Source organism: uncultured Thiodictyon sp. (genome assembly GCF_903828115.1).
In the GTDB taxonomy this organism is placed as follows: Bacteria; Pseudomonadota; Gammaproteobacteria; order Chromatiales; family Chromatiaceae; genus Thiodictyon.
This window is the reverse complement of the sequence record NZ_CAIKKU010000204.1, coordinates 1-15,537: the sequence shown is the minus strand read 5'-3', so window position 1 is coordinate 15,537 and position 15,537 is coordinate 1. Positions and strand designations below refer to the sequence as shown.

At 64.9% G+C, this 15,537-nt stretch carries 14 protein-coding genes; 11 read left to right on the top strand and 3 right to left on the bottom strand.

Translation table 11 applies throughout. From position 1 onward, the window contains the following. Positions 1–197: 197 nt before the first annotated feature. Positions 198–743, bottom strand: a complete 546-nt coding sequence (locus QZY48_RS07555; protein ID WP_295429723.1) for a Uma2 family endonuclease — start codon at positions 741–743, stop codon at positions 198–200. A 145-nt stretch (positions 744–888) separates the two neighbouring features. Here QZY48_RS07555 and QZY48_RS07550 point away from each other — a divergent pair, with 145 nt between their 5' ends. Beyond that, positions 889–1,347 (top strand): inorganic diphosphatase, encoded by a 459-nt coding sequence (locus QZY48_RS07550; protein ID WP_295429720.1) that lies wholly within the window; start codon positions 889–891, stop codon positions 1,345–1,347. Positions 1,348–1,419: 72 nt separating this feature from the next. Here the strand turns inward: QZY48_RS07550 and QZY48_RS07545 are convergent, their stop codons facing one another. After that, entirely contained in the window at positions 1,420–2,061 is a 642-nt protein-coding gene (locus tag QZY48_RS07545; RefSeq protein WP_100921870.1) for a hypothetical protein, read from the bottom strand. A gap of 180 nt (positions 2,062–2,241) precedes the next feature. Between QZY48_RS07545 and QZY48_RS07540 the strand changes: the two genes are divergently transcribed. Then, entirely contained in the window at positions 2,242–2,508 is a 267-nt protein-coding gene (locus tag QZY48_RS07540) for a type II toxin-antitoxin system Phd/YefM family antitoxin (RefSeq protein ID WP_295429715.1), read from the top strand. Continuing rightward, positions 2,508–2,828, top strand: coding sequence for a type II toxin-antitoxin system RelE/ParE family toxin (locus QZY48_RS07535; RefSeq protein ID WP_295429713.1), 321 nt, complete (start codon positions 2,508–2,510; stop codon positions 2,826–2,828). Before QZY48_RS07540 ends, QZY48_RS07535 begins: the two co-directional genes overlap by 1 nt. 382 nt (positions 2,829–3,210) lie before the next feature. Here the strand turns inward: QZY48_RS07535 and QZY48_RS07530 are convergent, their stop codons facing one another. Continuing rightward, positions 3,211–5,442 (bottom strand): ATP-dependent RecD-like DNA helicase, encoded by a 2,232-nt coding sequence (locus QZY48_RS07530; RefSeq protein ID WP_295429711.1) that lies wholly within the window; start codon positions 5,440–5,442, stop codon positions 3,211–3,213. 253 nt (positions 5,443–5,695) lie between these two features. Here QZY48_RS07530 and QZY48_RS07525 point away from each other — a divergent pair, with 253 nt between their 5' ends. The 8 genes from QZY48_RS07525 to QZY48_RS07490 all read left to right on the top strand — a co-directional run bounded on the left by QZY48_RS07525 (position 5,696) and on the right by QZY48_RS07490 (position 15,331). Then, a complete protein-coding gene (locus QZY48_RS07525) occupies positions 5,696–5,965 on the top strand; it encodes a type II toxin-antitoxin system Phd/YefM family antitoxin (RefSeq protein ID WP_295429708.1) in 270 nt (89 codons plus the stop codon). 82 nt (positions 5,966–6,047) lie between these two features. Next, entirely contained in the window at positions 6,048–6,701 is a 654-nt protein-coding gene (locus QZY48_RS07520; RefSeq protein WP_295429705.1) for a L,D-transpeptidase, read from the top strand. Between the two features lie 181 nt (positions 6,702–6,882). Beyond that, positions 6,883–7,962 (top strand): glycosyl hydrolase, encoded by a 1,080-nt coding sequence (locus QZY48_RS07515; RefSeq protein ID WP_295429702.1) that lies wholly within the window; start codon positions 6,883–6,885, stop codon positions 7,960–7,962. Positions 7,963–8,037: 75 nt separating this feature from the next. Continuing rightward, entirely contained in the window at positions 8,038–11,466 is a 3,429-nt protein-coding gene (locus tag QZY48_RS07510) for a helicase-related protein (protein WP_295429700.1), read from the top strand. A gap of 7 nt (positions 11,467–11,473) precedes the next feature. Continuing rightward, on the top strand, positions 11,474–11,728 hold the full coding sequence (locus tag QZY48_RS07505) for a DUF4258 domain-containing protein (protein WP_295429697.1): 255 nt from the start codon (positions 11,474–11,476) through the stop codon (positions 11,726–11,728). Further along, a complete protein-coding gene (locus QZY48_RS07500; RefSeq protein WP_295429695.1) occupies positions 11,725–11,913 on the top strand; it encodes a DUF2283 domain-containing protein in 189 nt (62 codons plus the stop codon). Before QZY48_RS07505 ends, QZY48_RS07500 begins: the two co-directional genes overlap by 4 nt. A gap of 163 nt (positions 11,914–12,076) precedes the next feature. Continuing rightward, positions 12,077–15,067 carry a DUF1156 domain-containing protein gene (locus QZY48_RS07495; RefSeq protein ID WP_295429692.1) on the top strand — a complete coding sequence of 997 codons (2,991 nt, stop codon included), beginning with the start codon at positions 12,077–12,079 and terminating at the stop codon, positions 15,065–15,067. Between the two features lie 9 nt (positions 15,068–15,076). Continuing rightward, a complete protein-coding gene (locus QZY48_RS07490; RefSeq protein ID WP_295429690.1) occupies positions 15,077–15,331 on the top strand; it encodes a UPF0175 family protein in 255 nt (84 codons plus the stop codon). Positions 15,332–15,537: the final 206 nt, after the last annotated feature.

Here is a 15,537-nt window from a genome sequence, read left to right as displayed (position 1 = left end):
GAATAATCCGACCACGATTACGACAACGACAACGACAACGACGCCCGGTCCGTGAGAACGTCCGGTAGCTGTAGATGCAGGGTACGCGATGCGTATCCTACGACATGTGTGTTAACACAACAGTTCTGATCGCACCCCTAGCGGCAAGCGGGGGCGGTCGGCGATCTGAGGTAGTCCGGCATTATTGCGCCCCGGGCTCAGCCCCCGGGCAGGGCCAGTCCCCCATAGATCTGTTCCAGCGGGATCGCGCAACCGAGGCTGCGCAGCCGCAGGGTGTCGGTGCCGCTCACCGTCTCCAGCGTCCAGTCGAGCGCGCGCCGCCACACCTCGACGCGCCGCGCCTGGTGGGCGATCAGGACCAACTCTTCGAGACCCTCGATGCGGCGGTAGGCCGGGGCCTTCTCCTCCCGGTCCCGCCGTTCGCTGGCCGCGGACATCACCTCCAGGATCAGCTTGGGCGCCTCCAGAAAGTCCGGGTATTCGGCGCCCTCGCCACCACTGACCTGAAGGTCCGGGTAGTAGAATCGCTCGTCGCCCGCGCCCCGGACGTGTACCTTCACTGTGGGGCGGAACAGGCGGTAGGGTGATCCGGTCAGTTGTCCCCGCAGCAGACGGGCCAGACGTACGCACAGTTGGTCGTGCACACGGCTGGCACCCACCATCGGAAGGTACTCACCGTTCACATACTCGCTCTTGAGATCCGCGACCTTCTCGTTTTCCAGGTAGGCGGCGACCGAGATCATAATGACTCACCTGGGAGCGCCGGGCACCGGCCCGACGCGTGACAAACTGACCATGCTTGATCAGACTGATGTGGGTTCTGCGCCGGTAAGAACCAAAATTCCCGAGCGCGCCGACGTTGCCTGTGCCCGGTCCTTGGCCGCCCCCTTGGTCGAGGTCGTGATTGAAATCCCCCGCGGCAGCTTCCTCAAACGCGGCTCCGACGGGTCCCTGGATTTTATCTCGCCGCTGCCCTGTCCGTACAACTACGGCTCGGTGCCCGGTCTGCTCGGGCTGGAGGGCGACCTGCTCGATGCCGTGGTCCTGGGTCCGCGCCTGGCCCGCGGGAGCCGGGTGCGGGTCGCCGCCCACGGGGCGGTCGGCCTCATGGACCGGGGTCTCTATGATGATAAGCTGATCTGTGCCCGGGAACCGCCGAGCGCCGCACAGTGCGCCCGTGTGGTCCGTTTTTTTCGGGTCTACGGCTGGGCCAAGCGCCTGCTCAACCTCCTGCGCCTGCACCCCGGGGTTACCGCCAGTCGCGGCTGGGGTCCGGCGCCTGCGGCCCTGGCGCGCGCCCGGGTGGTGCCGCCGGGTGAGCGGCAGGGGCCGGTGATCCGGTTTTGAGGCGCGACCCACCAGGAGTCGGGGCGTCCCGCCCCGCCGCGGCCAACGGGGGCGGGACGCCCCCGCTCCTGTTCAGCGCGCCGATGGCCCCCGCGAGACCACCGGCAGGGTCGCCAGGTTGACCGTGCCGTACTGGCTGGTAAAGGTGATGGAGGACCCGCTGCCCTGCTGCTGGGAGAAGCCGCCGATCTGTTGGTCCTGGGTGTCGTAGACCCAGCACTCCCCGCCGGTGTCCACCGCCAGGCGCCGGAGCGCGGCGAAATAGGCGTACTTCACCTGATTCTGGGCGCCGGTGGCACTGGGTGAGCCCAGTTCCGCGGGCCACCAGTGCTGGGCCGGGTCCGGGACGAAGAGGCTCGATTGGCCGGGGTAGCCCCCCGTCGTCTGGTTCTGGTAGCCGGCCCCGCCCTGACTCTGGGACTGGAAGCTGCCGGTCTGCAGCAGCCCCGGCTGGCGGGCGAGCAGGCCCGAGATGTCGTTGCACAGTGCGTCCACGCGGCCCTTCAGTGCCTGGTTGAACATGTCGCCGAGCATCAGCATCCCGCCCTGCATCCACTGGCCGCCGCCGCCGAACTCCGGGTGGCTGAACTGGGCCATGGACCCGTTGCCGTTGCGCACGGCGAAGAGCATGGTCGTGACCGCGTCGATGCTGAAGCCGTGGCGTTGCGCCAGTTCAGCGACCAGGTGCTGGCCTGCGGGGGTGAGTTGTTGCATGGGTATCGCGCTCCGAGGGGGATTCGTATCTGATAAAGCCTACCACGGCGGGCTTTGTCGTTGTTCAGGAAGCTTCCGCCAGCGCCGGTTTGGGTCCAGCGCAAGCGGGGAACGATGGTAGATTCCGGGCGATGGGTCTAAAATCAGCCTGAATATGGTACCACCAGCCAGTCACAGACCATGAAACTTTCCACTAATATCAAACCTATCAGTCACCTGAAGGCCCATACCGCCGCGGTCGTCCGGCAACTCATGGACGAGCGCGAGCCGCTGGTCATCACCCAAAACGGTGAGGCCAAGGTTGTGATGCAGGATGTTCGCTCCTTCGAGGAGACGCAGGAGACGTTGGCCTTGTTGAAGATCCTCGCGCTCGGTAACCGTCAGATCGAGGAGGGGCGGGTCGAGCGCGCACGCGATGTCTTTGCCCGGTTGCGGAATCCTGGCTGATGTCCTATGAGGTCTTCGTCACAGAGGATGCGACGCGGGATCTGTATGGCATCTTCGATTACATCGCTGACTACGACAGTCCGGCCAAGGCGCATGATGTCTTGGATCGACTGGAGGCGGTCATCGCAGGGTTGGCCGACCTTCCGGAGCGGGGAGGTCACCCGAAGGAGTTGGTTAAACTGGGTATTCGCGAGTACCGTGAGGTCCACTTCAAACCCTATCGCATCGTCTATCGCGTGCTCGGGGATGGCGTCTACGTCTACCTGGTGGCCGATGGTCGGCGGGAGATGCAGACGTTGTTGACCCGGCGGCTGCTGTGAGGCGCCGTTGCGCGCCGCGCAGCGGTTTCACCAGCCTCAAACGGAGATTAGGAGCGGTTCACAAATAAGTTAAACAATTCTATTAGGGACTGGCTATAGCACCATCTTCGTTGTCGTTGTCGTTGTCGTTGTCGAGATTATCGTAGCGCCCCGGATTCTCTCGCACCCCAAAGTGCATCGCTTCTCCGATTACGACAACGACAACGACGATTCTGTTGAACTTGCTTTTGACTCGTTACTTAGACCCAGGCCCGTTGCCCCCAACCGGAGGTCGAGGCTTCAGCCGGCAGCGCCCGCTTGAGGCGGCTGGTCTCCCGCTCGGACCTCGGCCGGCTGAAGCCTCGACCTCCGGTTGGTCTGTATTGGTGGCCGAATCATTACGCTACTGCGCTTCGTCCTCAACGGCGGGTGCGTCGGCCGCCGCCTCGATCAAGCGCTGCCGCAACTTGGTCAACCGCAGGTTGGACCCGACCCGCTTGACCGCCATCGCCAGGGCCCGGGGTTCGGCGATCAGCACCACCAGCCGCCGGCCGCGGGTGACGGCGGTATAGAGCAGATTACGCTCCAGCAGCATGTAATGCTGCATCGCCAGCGGGATCACCACCGCCGGGTATTCGGACCCCTGGGCCTTGTGGATCGAGGTGGCATAGGCGAGCGACAACTCGTCGAGTTCGCCGAACTCATACTCCACCCGCCGCCCGTCGATCACCACCTGGACCAGACCCTCCTCCTCGTCGATGGCGGCGATGCGCCCGAGGTCGCCGTTGAAGACCTCCTTGTCATAGTTGTTGATGAGCTGGATGACCTTGTCCCCCGGGGCATAGGTCCAGCCGAAGCGGGTCACCCGGGGCGCGGCGCTGGGGTTCAAACGCTGTTGCAGCGCGACATTGAGTGAGCGTGCCCCGAGTCCGCCCCGGTTCATCGGGGTCAGCACCTGGACGTCGGCCACCGGGTCCAGGCCGAAGCGCTGCGGGATGCGCTCCAGCACCACCCGCAGCAGCCGGTCCTGGATCTCCTCGGCGCTGTTGCAGGGGATGAGATAGAAGTCGCTGTCCGCCGGCCCCTCGTGCGCGTGCTCCGGCAGCCGCCCGGCGTTGATCCGATGCGCATTGACGATGATCCGCGACGCCGCCGCCTGGCGGAAGACCTCGGTCAGGCGGCAGGTCGGGATCGCCCCGGAGGCGATCAGGTCGGCGAGCACCGAGCCCGGCCCTACCGAGGGCAATTGATCCACGTCACCCACCAGCAGCACCGCGGCCGGGGTCGGTACCGCGCGCAGGAGTTGGTTCATCAGGGCCGTATCGACCATGGAGCACTCGTCGACCACCAGCAGGTGCGTCTTGAGCTGCGAGTATTGGTCATGCTTGAAGGCCATTGCCTTGGGGTCGAATTCCAGCACCCGGTGGATGGTGCGCGCCTCCCGCCCGGTCGACTCGGCCAGGCGCTTGGCGGCGCGCCCGGTCGGTGCGCACAGCAGCATCTCCACCCCCTTGGCGGCGAGGATGTCCAGGATGGAGCGCACCACCGTGGTCTTGCCCACCCCGGGGCCGCCGGTGATGACCGTGACCTTGCCCTTGATGGCGGCGGCCACCGCGCTGCGCTGGGAGGGGGACAGGGCGAGCCCGGTGCGCCCCTCGACCCAGGGGATGGCCCGCTCGGGGTCGATGTGGCCCCAGACCGGCAGGCGCAGCTGCAGCCGCCGCACGCCGGCCGCGATGCCCTGCTCGGCGCGCTGCAAGGCCGTGAGAAAGAGGGCCGGGCGCGCGTCGATCGGCTCCTCGATCAGGTTGCCCTCGCGGACCTCGGCGCGGATCGCCTGCTCGATGACGGGTGCCGGGATGGTGAGGAGTGCGACCGCCTGCTCGGCCAGGGCCTCCCGGTAGGCGGCGCAGTGACCGTTGCCGGCGACCTCCTGCAGGCAGTGGCGCACCCCCGCCTGGGCGCGGATCAGCGAGTCCGCCGCGATCCCCAGCCGCTGGGCGATGGCGTCCGCGGTCTTGAAGCCGATGCCGTGGATGTCGAGCGCCAGCCGATAGGGGTTCTCGGTCACCCGGGCGACCGACGCGTCCCCATAGGTCTTGTAGATGCGCACCGCGCGCGCGGTGCCGACCCCGTGGGACTGGAGAAAGACCATGATCTCGCGGATCACCTTCTGCTCGGCCCAGGCGCCGGTGACCCGCGCCTGCCGCTTGGGGCCGATGCCGGGGAGCTTGCGCAGTTCGTCCGGGTTGTCCTCGATCACGTCGAAGACCCGCTCCCCGAAGGCGTGCACCAGCTTGCGGGCGAAGTGGGGGCCGATGCCCTTGACCATCCCGGAGCCCAGATAGCGCTCGATCCCCTCGAGGGTGGAGGGCGGGACCGAGCGCAGTTGCAGCGCCTTGAACTGGAGCCCGTGCTGCCGGTCATTGACCCACTCGCCCTGGCACTCCAGGTACTCGCCCGGGGTCACGCTGGCCGCCGAGCCGATCACCGTCACCAAGTCCCGCTGCCCGCGGACCTTGACCCGCAGGACGCAGAACCCGCTCTGCTCGCTGTGGAAGGTCACGCGCTCGATGGAGCCCGAGAGGTGCTCGGGCGGCGGGTGGGCCTGGTAGGGAGGGCTGCGTTCGGTCATGCCGGGGGGACTATTGTCCGCAAATGAACGCAAATTAACGCAAATTCGCGACCTACGCCAGGCGGGCGAGGGTCCTGCGCGCCGCGGCCAGGATCCGGCCACCGCGATCACGCCGCCGTAGGGTCCGCTGTGCGGACCGAGCGCCGCGCGCCGAGCCCCGCCGCCCGCGGCGATGGTCAAGGTCAACACCCAAGCCCCCGGTCCAGAAAGCGCGCCCTTTCCCAGCCGCTGTTAGTCATCTAGAATGACCACCATGGCATCGACCCCAGAGGGCCCTGTGAGCCAATACAACATCGCCGAGGCCAAGGCCCAGCTCTCCGAACTCACTCGCCGGGCCCTGGCCGGCGAAGAGGTCATCATCGCCCGGGGCAATACCCCCTTGGTTCGGCTGATCCCGGTGCAGGCCCCCCGGCGTGCCCGGCGGCCTGGCTCAGGGAAAGGCCAATTGCTCTGGATGGCGCCCGATTTCGACGCTATCCCGGACGGGTTCGAGGACTACATCCATTCGATCGCCGCTTCCTGATCGCCCAGGCAAAGTGCGACGGACTGACCCTGGTGTCAGTCGACCCGCTGTTCGACGATTACGCAATAACGCGGGTGTGGTGATGAAATACATGAATTGGCTCGGCTTCCGTTTGGCTACCGCCCTGCTGGTCGCCGCCTTGCCCCTGGCAGAGTGCCTGGCCCAAAACCCCTTCGGGACCCCGACGACCAGCCCACCCGCGCCGGTCGCCGCCCCACCCGCGGATGCCGGGCTCGCGGGCGCCCCCACGAACGCCCCGGCCGACTCCGCGGCGAGCCCGACGGCAACGCCGGACGGCGCCGCCGATCAGGCGGGGGCGGTCGGCCCGGCCCCTGGGGAGTCGTCGGCACCCGGCAAAAAGGAACCGGTCCTGCCCTCAGGCCCGTCGCGCCGGCTCAGCATCCATCTGGGCGCGCAGCGCTTCACCTATGCCGAGGGCGGGCAGGTGCTGCGCACCGGCCCGGTGTCCTCCGGCAAGCGCGGCTACGGGACCCCGGGGGGCTCCTTCCGGGTCTTGAGCAAGCAGCGCCATAAGGTCTCCAGCCGCTATGCCGGCCCTGACGGCCGACCGGCGTCCATGCCCTATGCGATCCAGTTCCAGAGCAACTATTTCATCCACCAGGGCCGACTGCCGGGCTACCCAGCCTCTCACGGATGCGTGCGGCTGCGCGGGTCGGACGCTCAGTTCCTGTTCTCGCGCTTGCGTCCGGGGGATCCGGTCCTCATTACCCGCTAATGGCCATGGCGCCCGCGCCATCCCGAGAAATGAAAGTGGCGGTCGCCATGGCCGTTCCCTCACCCCGCCCTCTCCCAGAGGGAGAGGGGGAATGGGAGCGCGCTCCCGGCGCGACTTTCACGGTAAAGCGGGGCGCCTGGGTCTCGCTCGCAAGTGCAAGTGCAAGAGGAGAGGTCCGCAAATGAACGCAAATCAGGACGACGTGCCAGACGCTGCCGAGCGCCCCGCGGGGTTGCTGTTCGGGCCTGGACCGGCCGGTGCCTGGGACGATGAGCGGGTCTCGGGGCCGCGCGTGCTGCGCGGGCCTGAGGGGACCTGGCGGATGTGGTACTACGGGCGCGACACCCAATTCGACCGGGAGATCAACCTGCCGACCGGCCGTTGCGGTCTGGCGCAGTCCACCGACGGTCTGACCTGGCAGCGGGTGCCGGGGCCGCTGACCGGCGGGGCCATCTTCGAGGCCCACCCGGACCCGGCGCGCTTCGACTCCGCCCATGCGGGCCTGAGCGACGTGCAGCAGCGCGACGGTCTCTACTGGATGTGGTACTTCGGCGGCGACCACAGTCGCCAGACCTTCGGGCAGTTCGCGGTCAAGGGCCTGAACCTGCGTCCGGGTTGCGCCATCTCCCGCGACGGACTGCACTGGTCGCGCGTCGAGGGACCCTATCGGGGCGCTTTGCTCGATTTCGGCGCGCCCGGTGAGCCCGACGCGGCCCTGTGCGCCTGGCCCCAGGTCCTGGAGTGTCCCGACGGGGTCTGGCGCCTCTGGTACCACAGCCTGGACCCGGCCCGGATGCGCTTCGTCGTCTGCCTGGCCGAGTCGGCGGACGGGCTCAACTGGTCCAAGCGGGGCGAGGTGTTCGGGGCCGGCGCCCCCGGGACCTTCGATGCCGGCGGGGTGGGCACGCGGCACGTCATCCACCACGACGGCCACTATCTGATGTTCTACGAGGGCGTCGCCGCCGACGGCCACCGTTCGATCGGACTGGCCACCTCGCAGGACGCGGTGCTGTGGGTCAGGCAACCCGGACCCGAGCCCGACGGCTCGGTCTTTGCTCACGCCCCGTGCGCCTCCGGCCGCTGGGACGCCTTCGCGGTGGGTACGCCCTGCGTCGTGCCGATGCCGGACGGCGGCTTTCGCCTCTACTACGTTGGGTCGAATGAGACCGCGGGCGGCTTCGCCGACGAGATGGCCATGCGCCACCGCATCGGTCTCGCCCTGAGCGACGGACCGGATTACACTCGCTGGCATCGTTGGTAGCCCGCGCGAGCCCCCAGAGAGGCCCGCGGTGAGTGGCTACGGATCGGGCGGCTCAACATGGCCGGTAAGACATCAATGGAACCCGCAGACCTCAAGCCCGGTGTCATCATCCGCGGCCCTGTCATCCCCGAGCCGATCCAGGTCGTCGCGGTGATCCCCATGGGGGGCTCGACCCAGATTCTGGGAAAGGGCCTGGAGACCGGACAGTTCCACGACCCGATCCTCAGCCGGGAACAGATCGCGCTCCTGACGGCCCCTCCCGAGCAGGCCCCGTTCGATGGCGATGCCAAGCGATTCCGTCTCGGCGTCGAGGCCATGCGCCTGGGGCTCGCCTACGAGTACGACCCCTATTTCAGCCTCTCCATCGCCCGGGTCGATCCACTCCCGCACCAGTTGGAGGCGGTCTACGAGTATTTTCTGCGGGTGCCGCGCATCCGTTTTCTACTGGCCGATGATCCTGGCGCGGGCAAGACCATCATGGCCGGGCTGCTGATCAAGGAACTGAAGATCCGCGGCCTGATCCGCCGCATCCTGATCGTCGCCCCGGCCAACCTGACCTTTCAGTGGCAACGCGAACTGCGCGACAAGTTCCGTGAGTCGTTCGAGGTCATCCGCGGCGACACCTTGCGCGCCAACTACGGCATGAACCCCTGGCAGGAGCGCGACCAGGTCGTGACCTCGGTTTCCTGGGTCTCGCGCATCGAGGATGCCCGTGAGAGCCTGCTGCGCAGCGACTGGGACCTCATCATCGTGGATGAGGCCCACAAGATGAGCGCCGGAAGCCGCGACAAGAAGACCCTGGCCTATCAACTCGGAGAGCATCTCTCCGCAATGACCGACCATTTCCTGCTCATGACCGCCACGCCCCACAAGGGCGATCCGGAGAACTTCAGGCTCTTCCTGGAGTTGCTCGACAAGGACGTGTATGGCGACATCACCAGTCTCGAAGAGGCGATGCGGGAACATGAGGCGCCCTTCTATCTGCGGCGGATCAAGGAGGCGCTCGTCTCCTTCCCCGACCCGGAAACGGGTGAAGTGCACCAACTCTTCACCCGCCGCAAGGTCCAGACGGCACCGTTCAAACTCAACCCCGAAGAGATGGATTTCTATGACGAGCTGACGCGCTACGTCGAAGATCAGTCCATCAAGGCGTCGGAGGACGACAGTGCCCGCGGCCGGGCGCTCGGCTTCACCATGGCTATGCTGCAGCGTCGCTTTGCCTCCAGCGTCTATGCGGTACGTCGCAGCCTGGAGCGAATGAAGGCGACCCGCGAGCGCATCCTGGCCGATCCGAATGCCTACCGGCAGGAGCAAATCCTCAAGCGCATTCCAGAGGACTTCGAGGATCTGCCCGACGATGAACAGCAGGACCTCATGCTGCGCCTGGAGGAGATTGTACCGAGCATCGACCCCGCCTCACTACGCGACGAGATCGCCCGGTTGACCAGGCTGATCACTGAGGCGGGCGTACTTGAAGCGCGCGCCATCGAGACCAAGCTCACCAAGCTTCAGGCCGTCATCACTGAACAAGGGGTCTTCAGCGACCCCAAGATGAAGCTGCTCATCTTCACCGAACACAAAGAAACGCTCGATTACCTGGTGGGTAAGCTCGCCGCCTGGGGCCTCACCGTCACCCAAATCCACGGCGGCATGAAGATCGGCGACCGGGACACCCCCGGCACCCGCATTCACGCCGAGCGGGCCTTTCGCGAGTCGGCCCAGGTCATGGTGGCGACCGAGGCGGCCGGCGAAGGGATCAACCTCCAGTTCTGCTGGTTCATGATCAACTACGACATCCCATGGAATCCGGTGCGCCTCGAGCAGCGCATGGGCCGTATCCATCGCTACGGCCAGGATAAGGATTGTCTCATCATCAACTTCGTGGCGATCAGCACCCGCGAAGGCCGCGTCATGGCCAAGCTCTTCGAGCGCATACAGAAAATCGAACAGGACCTGGACCCCAAGCAGACCGGTTCAGTCTTCAACGTCCTGGGCGACGTGTTTCCGGTCAACTTCCTGGAGCGCATGGTGCGCGAGATGTATGCCCGCAATCAGACCGAGGCCGCCATCAAGGAGCGCATCATCAAAGAAGTGGATACCGAACGCTTCCGCTCCATCACCCATTCCACCCTGGAGGGGCTCGCCAAGCGCGAGCTCAATCTATCGGCCATCATCGGTCGGTCCGCGGCGGCCAAGGAGCGACGCCTGGTGCCCGAAGTGATCGAGGACTTCTTTCTCCAGGCGAGCCCGATCGCCGGTCTGAGCACGAAGGCAGTGAGTACCAAGGGCGTGCGCAAGGACGCCCACATCTATCAGATCGGCAAGGTCCCCCGCGGCCTTTGGGGTGTCGGAGAACGCCTGGAACCCCGTTTCGGTCGGTTGGGCCGGGACTATGGTCAGATCGTCTTCGACAAGTCGTTCCTGGAGCGCGACGCGACCCTGGAATGGGTCACGCCCGGACATCCGCTATTCGAGGCGGTGCGCGAGGACCTGGCCGGGAAGACTGGCAAAGACTTACAGCGGGGCGCGGTCTTCTATGACATCCACCGTGCCACTCCGGCCCGGCTGGACTGCTTCTCCGGCGCCGTCAAAGACGGTCGCGGCAACGTCGTGCATCGCCGCATTTTCGTCGTGGAGTCGGAGGCCGATGGTCGGCTCAACATCCGACAGCCGACCCTGTTTCTCGACCTGGTTGCAGGTGAATCGGGGCATACAATCCCTGACGGCGCGACCTTCGCGGGCGATGCCCAGGTCAAGCAGGCATTGATCGAGCAAGCCCTTGATCCGCTGCTCCATGAGGTCGCCGACGAGCGCCTCAAGGAGACAGATATCGTCCGCCGCCATCTGGAGATCAGTCTCAACGCCTTGATCAACAGGGAAAGCCTGAAGTACGCCGACCTGCATCTGCGCACCGAGGCGGGGGAGGTCAATCTCAGGCCAGCGCTCAAGCGCAGTGAGGAACGGCTTGATGAGCTGAATCACCGACGCGAATCCCGGCTGACTGATCTGGATCGCGAGCGGCACTGCACCATCGCCGATATCCAGCATCACGGCCGGGCCTGGGTGTTGCCGCATCCGCAGCGCCAATCCCCGGGTATCGCCCCGATGGTGCGGGATGAAGAAATCGAGCGGATCGCAGTCGCAGCGGTGATCGCTCACGAGACTGCACGCGGTTGGGTGGTGGAGAGCGTGGAGCAGGAGAACCGCGGCTTTGACCTGATCTCCCGACGGCCGCATCCGGAAGACCCCGCGACGGCCGTCGAAGTGCGCTTCATCGAGGTAAAGGGGCGCGCCGCGGTCGGGGACATCGCCCTGACGAGCAACGAGTACAAGACCGCGGAACGCCTGAAGCGGGATTACTGGCTTTACGCGGTGTTCACTTGTGCGACGACGCCCAAGGTCCATCTGGTGCAGGACCCGGCGCGCCTGGGTTGGCAACCGGTGGTTCAGATCGAACACTACCATGTCGGCGCGGAGCAGATTCTCGCGGCGGAGAGCCAGTAGAGCTAAAATGACGATGGAGTTGATGTTATCTGACCATGCACGAAAACGCTGCCTTAAGCGTAGGATTCAGGTCGATTGGATACGGCAAGCGCTGGATAGTCCCGCGCGCATCGAGAATGATGCGGAAGATGACAGTTTGGTGCATGTTCTCTATCCGGTCCCCGAGCGGGCTTTTCGGGTCTTGCGTGTGATCTACAACGAGACCGTTGATCCAATATCTATCGTCACAGCCTATTTCGACGACGAGGTGACATTGCCATGAAGCTCGAATTTGACCCGGCGGCGGATGCCGCGTATTTTGAAATCTCTCCGGTGGAGGTAATGACGACCAGGGAGATTGAGCCGGGAATCATTGGCGACTATGATGCCGACGGGCATCTGGTCGGGATCGAGATCCTGTCCGTGAGTAAGCGCGCCCGGCCGCAGTCCTTGGACAAAGCGGCCTAGACTCCGATCAGCAATCGTGCCGGATGTCACGCCCCTTCAGGGCTGGCGAGGGTGATATGCAGCACCCAGGGCGCTGCCCTGGGCTGGTATGTGACGCCCCTGCGGGGCTTGCAAGCCCTTTGGAAAATGGAGACGCCTGTTTGTGACCGTATACCCCAAACGTTTGATCGAGGTCGATCTGCCGATCAAGCGCATCTCCGCCCATGCGCGGCGCGAGAAATCGATCCGGCACGGGCATATCTCGACCCTGCATATCTGGTGGGCGCGGCGTCCGCTGGCCGCCTGCCGGGCGGTGATCTGCGCGGCGCTGTGGCCGGACCCGGCGGATGACCGGTGTCCGCCGGCCTTCAGGCAGGTCGCGCGGGAGCGGATGCTCCACTGGGCGCGTGAGCACCTGCGGCTGGCGAGCCCTGAGAGCGCGGCGCGGATGGTTGCCACCCAGAAGGACCCCGACCGGCTCGCGGACCCGCTGGTGTTGCGCCGGGCGCTGCTCGATTTCATCGCGGACTTCGCCAACTGGGACAACTCCACCGTCCCCGCCTATCTCGCCACCAGTCGCGCCCTGACCCAGGCGGCGCATGAGTCCTTGGGCGGGGTGCCGGGTACCCGCCCGCTGGTCGTCGACCCCTTTGCCGGCGGCGGCTCCATCCCGCTGGAGGCACTGCGCGTGGGGGCGGATGCCTTTGCCAGCGACCTCAATCCGGTAGCCGTGCTGCTCAACAAGGTCGTCCTCGAATACATCCCCAAGTACGGGCAGCGGCTTGCGGATGAGGTCCGCAAGTGGGGGGGGTGGATCAAGCGCGAGGCCGAGAAGGAGTTGGCCGAGTTCTATCCCAAGGACCCGGACGGGGCGACGCCCATTGCCTATCTGTGGGCGCGGACCATCCGATGTGAGGGTCCCGGCTGCGGGGCTGAGGTTCCGCTCATCCGTTCACTTTGGCTGGCCAAGAAGTCCACCCGCTCCATTGCCTTGCAATTGATACCAAGGCCCGCGGCTAAGCGGGTGGACTTTCGGATTATCCACAAGAGCCGTGACGGTTGGGTAGGCCAAGACGATTCGACATACAAGATCCAAGACCCGGAGTTGGACGGTACCGTCAAGCGCGGCTCTGCCACATGCCCCTGCTGCGGATACACAACGCCGGTGGTACGCGTCCGAGAGCAACTCAAAATCAGGACCGGCGGTTCAAACGACGCTCGTTTGATGTGTGTTGCGACGCTTCGAGTAGGAGAACAAGGACGATTCTACCATTTGCCGACTAGACAGGATCTGGTAGCAGTCGAAGCCGCGTCTGCGAAGTTGACTCAGAAGGAGAAAATTCATGCCGGTGCCATTAGACTTGTTCCCGACGAAACGATTTGTCTTAACGAGATTCGCCGTATCAGTGTACCAATTTACGGAATGACTTCTTGGGAGCATCTTTTTACCCGGCGGCAGTTACTTGCACTGACAACCATCGCTGGTCTTATTGACAAAACAGGCATGGATGCTGACCCAGAATTCACCGTCGCAGTACGAACGATCCTTGGGCTCGCCGTAAACAAGCAGGCCGATCTGGGCTGTGCATTGACGCGATGGAAGCAGGACGCAGAGTGTCCCGTAAATCTCTTTGGGCGCCAGGCTATTGGCATGGTTTGGGATTTTGCAGAGACGGTCGTCATTTCAGATTCAAGTGGGTCTTGGACCAGCATGTTCGAGAGAACTGCATATGCACTTGAATCTAGCCTCGACTCGTTTATGACTACAGGCCAAATATTTCAGTGTTCCGCCACTCAGCATGTTCTTCCGAGCGATTCTGCCGATGCACTGATTACTGATCCACCGTATTACGATGCAGTTCCTTACGCCCATCTCTCTGATTTTTTCTACGTTTGGCTGCGTCGGAGTCTCGCAAAGGTCCATGGAGATCTGTTCGCGCTGTCTGAGGTTCCGAAAGAGGATGAAATTGTCGTTGACCGTCCGCACGTACTGAGTAAATCCAAGAAGGACATCGCTTTTTACGAACGCGAACTGACTAAAGCATTTGTCGAAGCACGCCGAGTGCTGCGTCCCGCTGGTGTCGGCACCGTCGTTTTCGCGAGTAAGACCACGGCAAGCTGGGAAGCTATTTTGAAGGCTGTCGTCGATGCGGGTTGGATTATCACGGGATCATGGCCGATCGATACAGAGATGGAAACGCGCGTCTCGGCCCAAGGCCAATCCCGCCTCGCCTCCTCGGTCCATCTGGTCTGCCGCCCGCGCGAGGACTCCCACGGCTCAGTCCGCACCGATGACATCGGCGCCTGGCGCGACGTGCTGGCCGAGTTGCCGGTGCGTATCCACGACTGGATGCCCCGCCTGGCCGAGGAGGGCGTCGTCGGCGCGGACGCCATCTTCGCCTGTCTCGGCCCGGCCCTGGAGGTCTTCTCGCGCTATGCCCGGGTGGAGAAGGCCAGCGGCGAGACCGTGACGCTCAAGGAGTACCTGGAACAGGTTTGGGCGGCGGTCGCCAAGGAGGCCCTGTCGCTGGTCTTCGCCGGGGCCGACACCGCGAGCTTCGAGCCCGATGCACGACTCACCGCCATGTGGTTGTGGACCCTGAACGCGGGGTCGCCCTCTCCCCCGACCCCTCCCCCGGGGGGGGAGGGGAGTGAAGAGGACGACGAGGAACCCGTGGCCAAGGGCAAGCTGAAAGGCGGATTCACCCTGGAATACGACGCCGCCCGCAAGATCGCCCAAGGCCTCGGCGCCCACCTGGAAGAGCTGCCACACCTGGTCGAGATCAAGGGCGATCAGGCTCGACTGCTACCGGTCTCCGAGCGCACCAAACACCTGTTCGGTAAGGATGAGGCGCAGACCCCGACACGCAGAGACGGCAATAGGCAGCCTGTGCAGGGCGACCTGTTCAAGAAGGGCGAGGATGAGGTCGGCTGGGGCCTCACCGGCGCCCCCAAGGCCGGCGAGACGGCCCTGGACCGTATCCACCAGGGCATGATCCTGTTCGCCGCCGGCCGCGGCGAGGCCCTCAAGCGCTTCCTGGTCGAGGACGGCGCCGGCCGTGATCAGCGGTTCTGGGGGCTTGCCCAGGCACTCTCTGCCCTCTACCCTGCCCACACCGAAGAGAAGCGCTGGGTCGATGGGGTCTTGGCGCGCAAGAAATCACTCGGCTTTTGAGAAACCAACATGGCGACCGAATCGATCGAACTGGGTGACGATCTGCTGTCCGCGCTCCGTCGGACACCGAACGGGTTCGACCAGGAGATGCGTATTGAGGCGGCCACGCAGTTGTATGCTCAACAGCGCGTGTCCCAGGGAAAAGGGGCGGAGATCGCGGGTCTGTCGCGCGCGGAGTTCATCGACGCGTTGGCACGCTGTCGGATTCCGGTGAGTCAGGAGACCTTTGACGAGTTGATGGAGGCAATGCGACGCGAGGACTGAGCGGCATCGATCATCGTCTGCACCGCAAGGAGACCGGAGGTCGAGGCTTTACCGTGAAAGTCCGGCGGGGACATTGTGGGAGCGGCTTTACCGTGAAAGTCCCCTGCGTAGCCAGGCCATCCTGGCCTGGCCAGGCTGGAACAGTCAGGGCTGGAAGCCCTGACTACGCAGGCTCGCTCGCCAGCGATCGGCATGACTTTCATCTG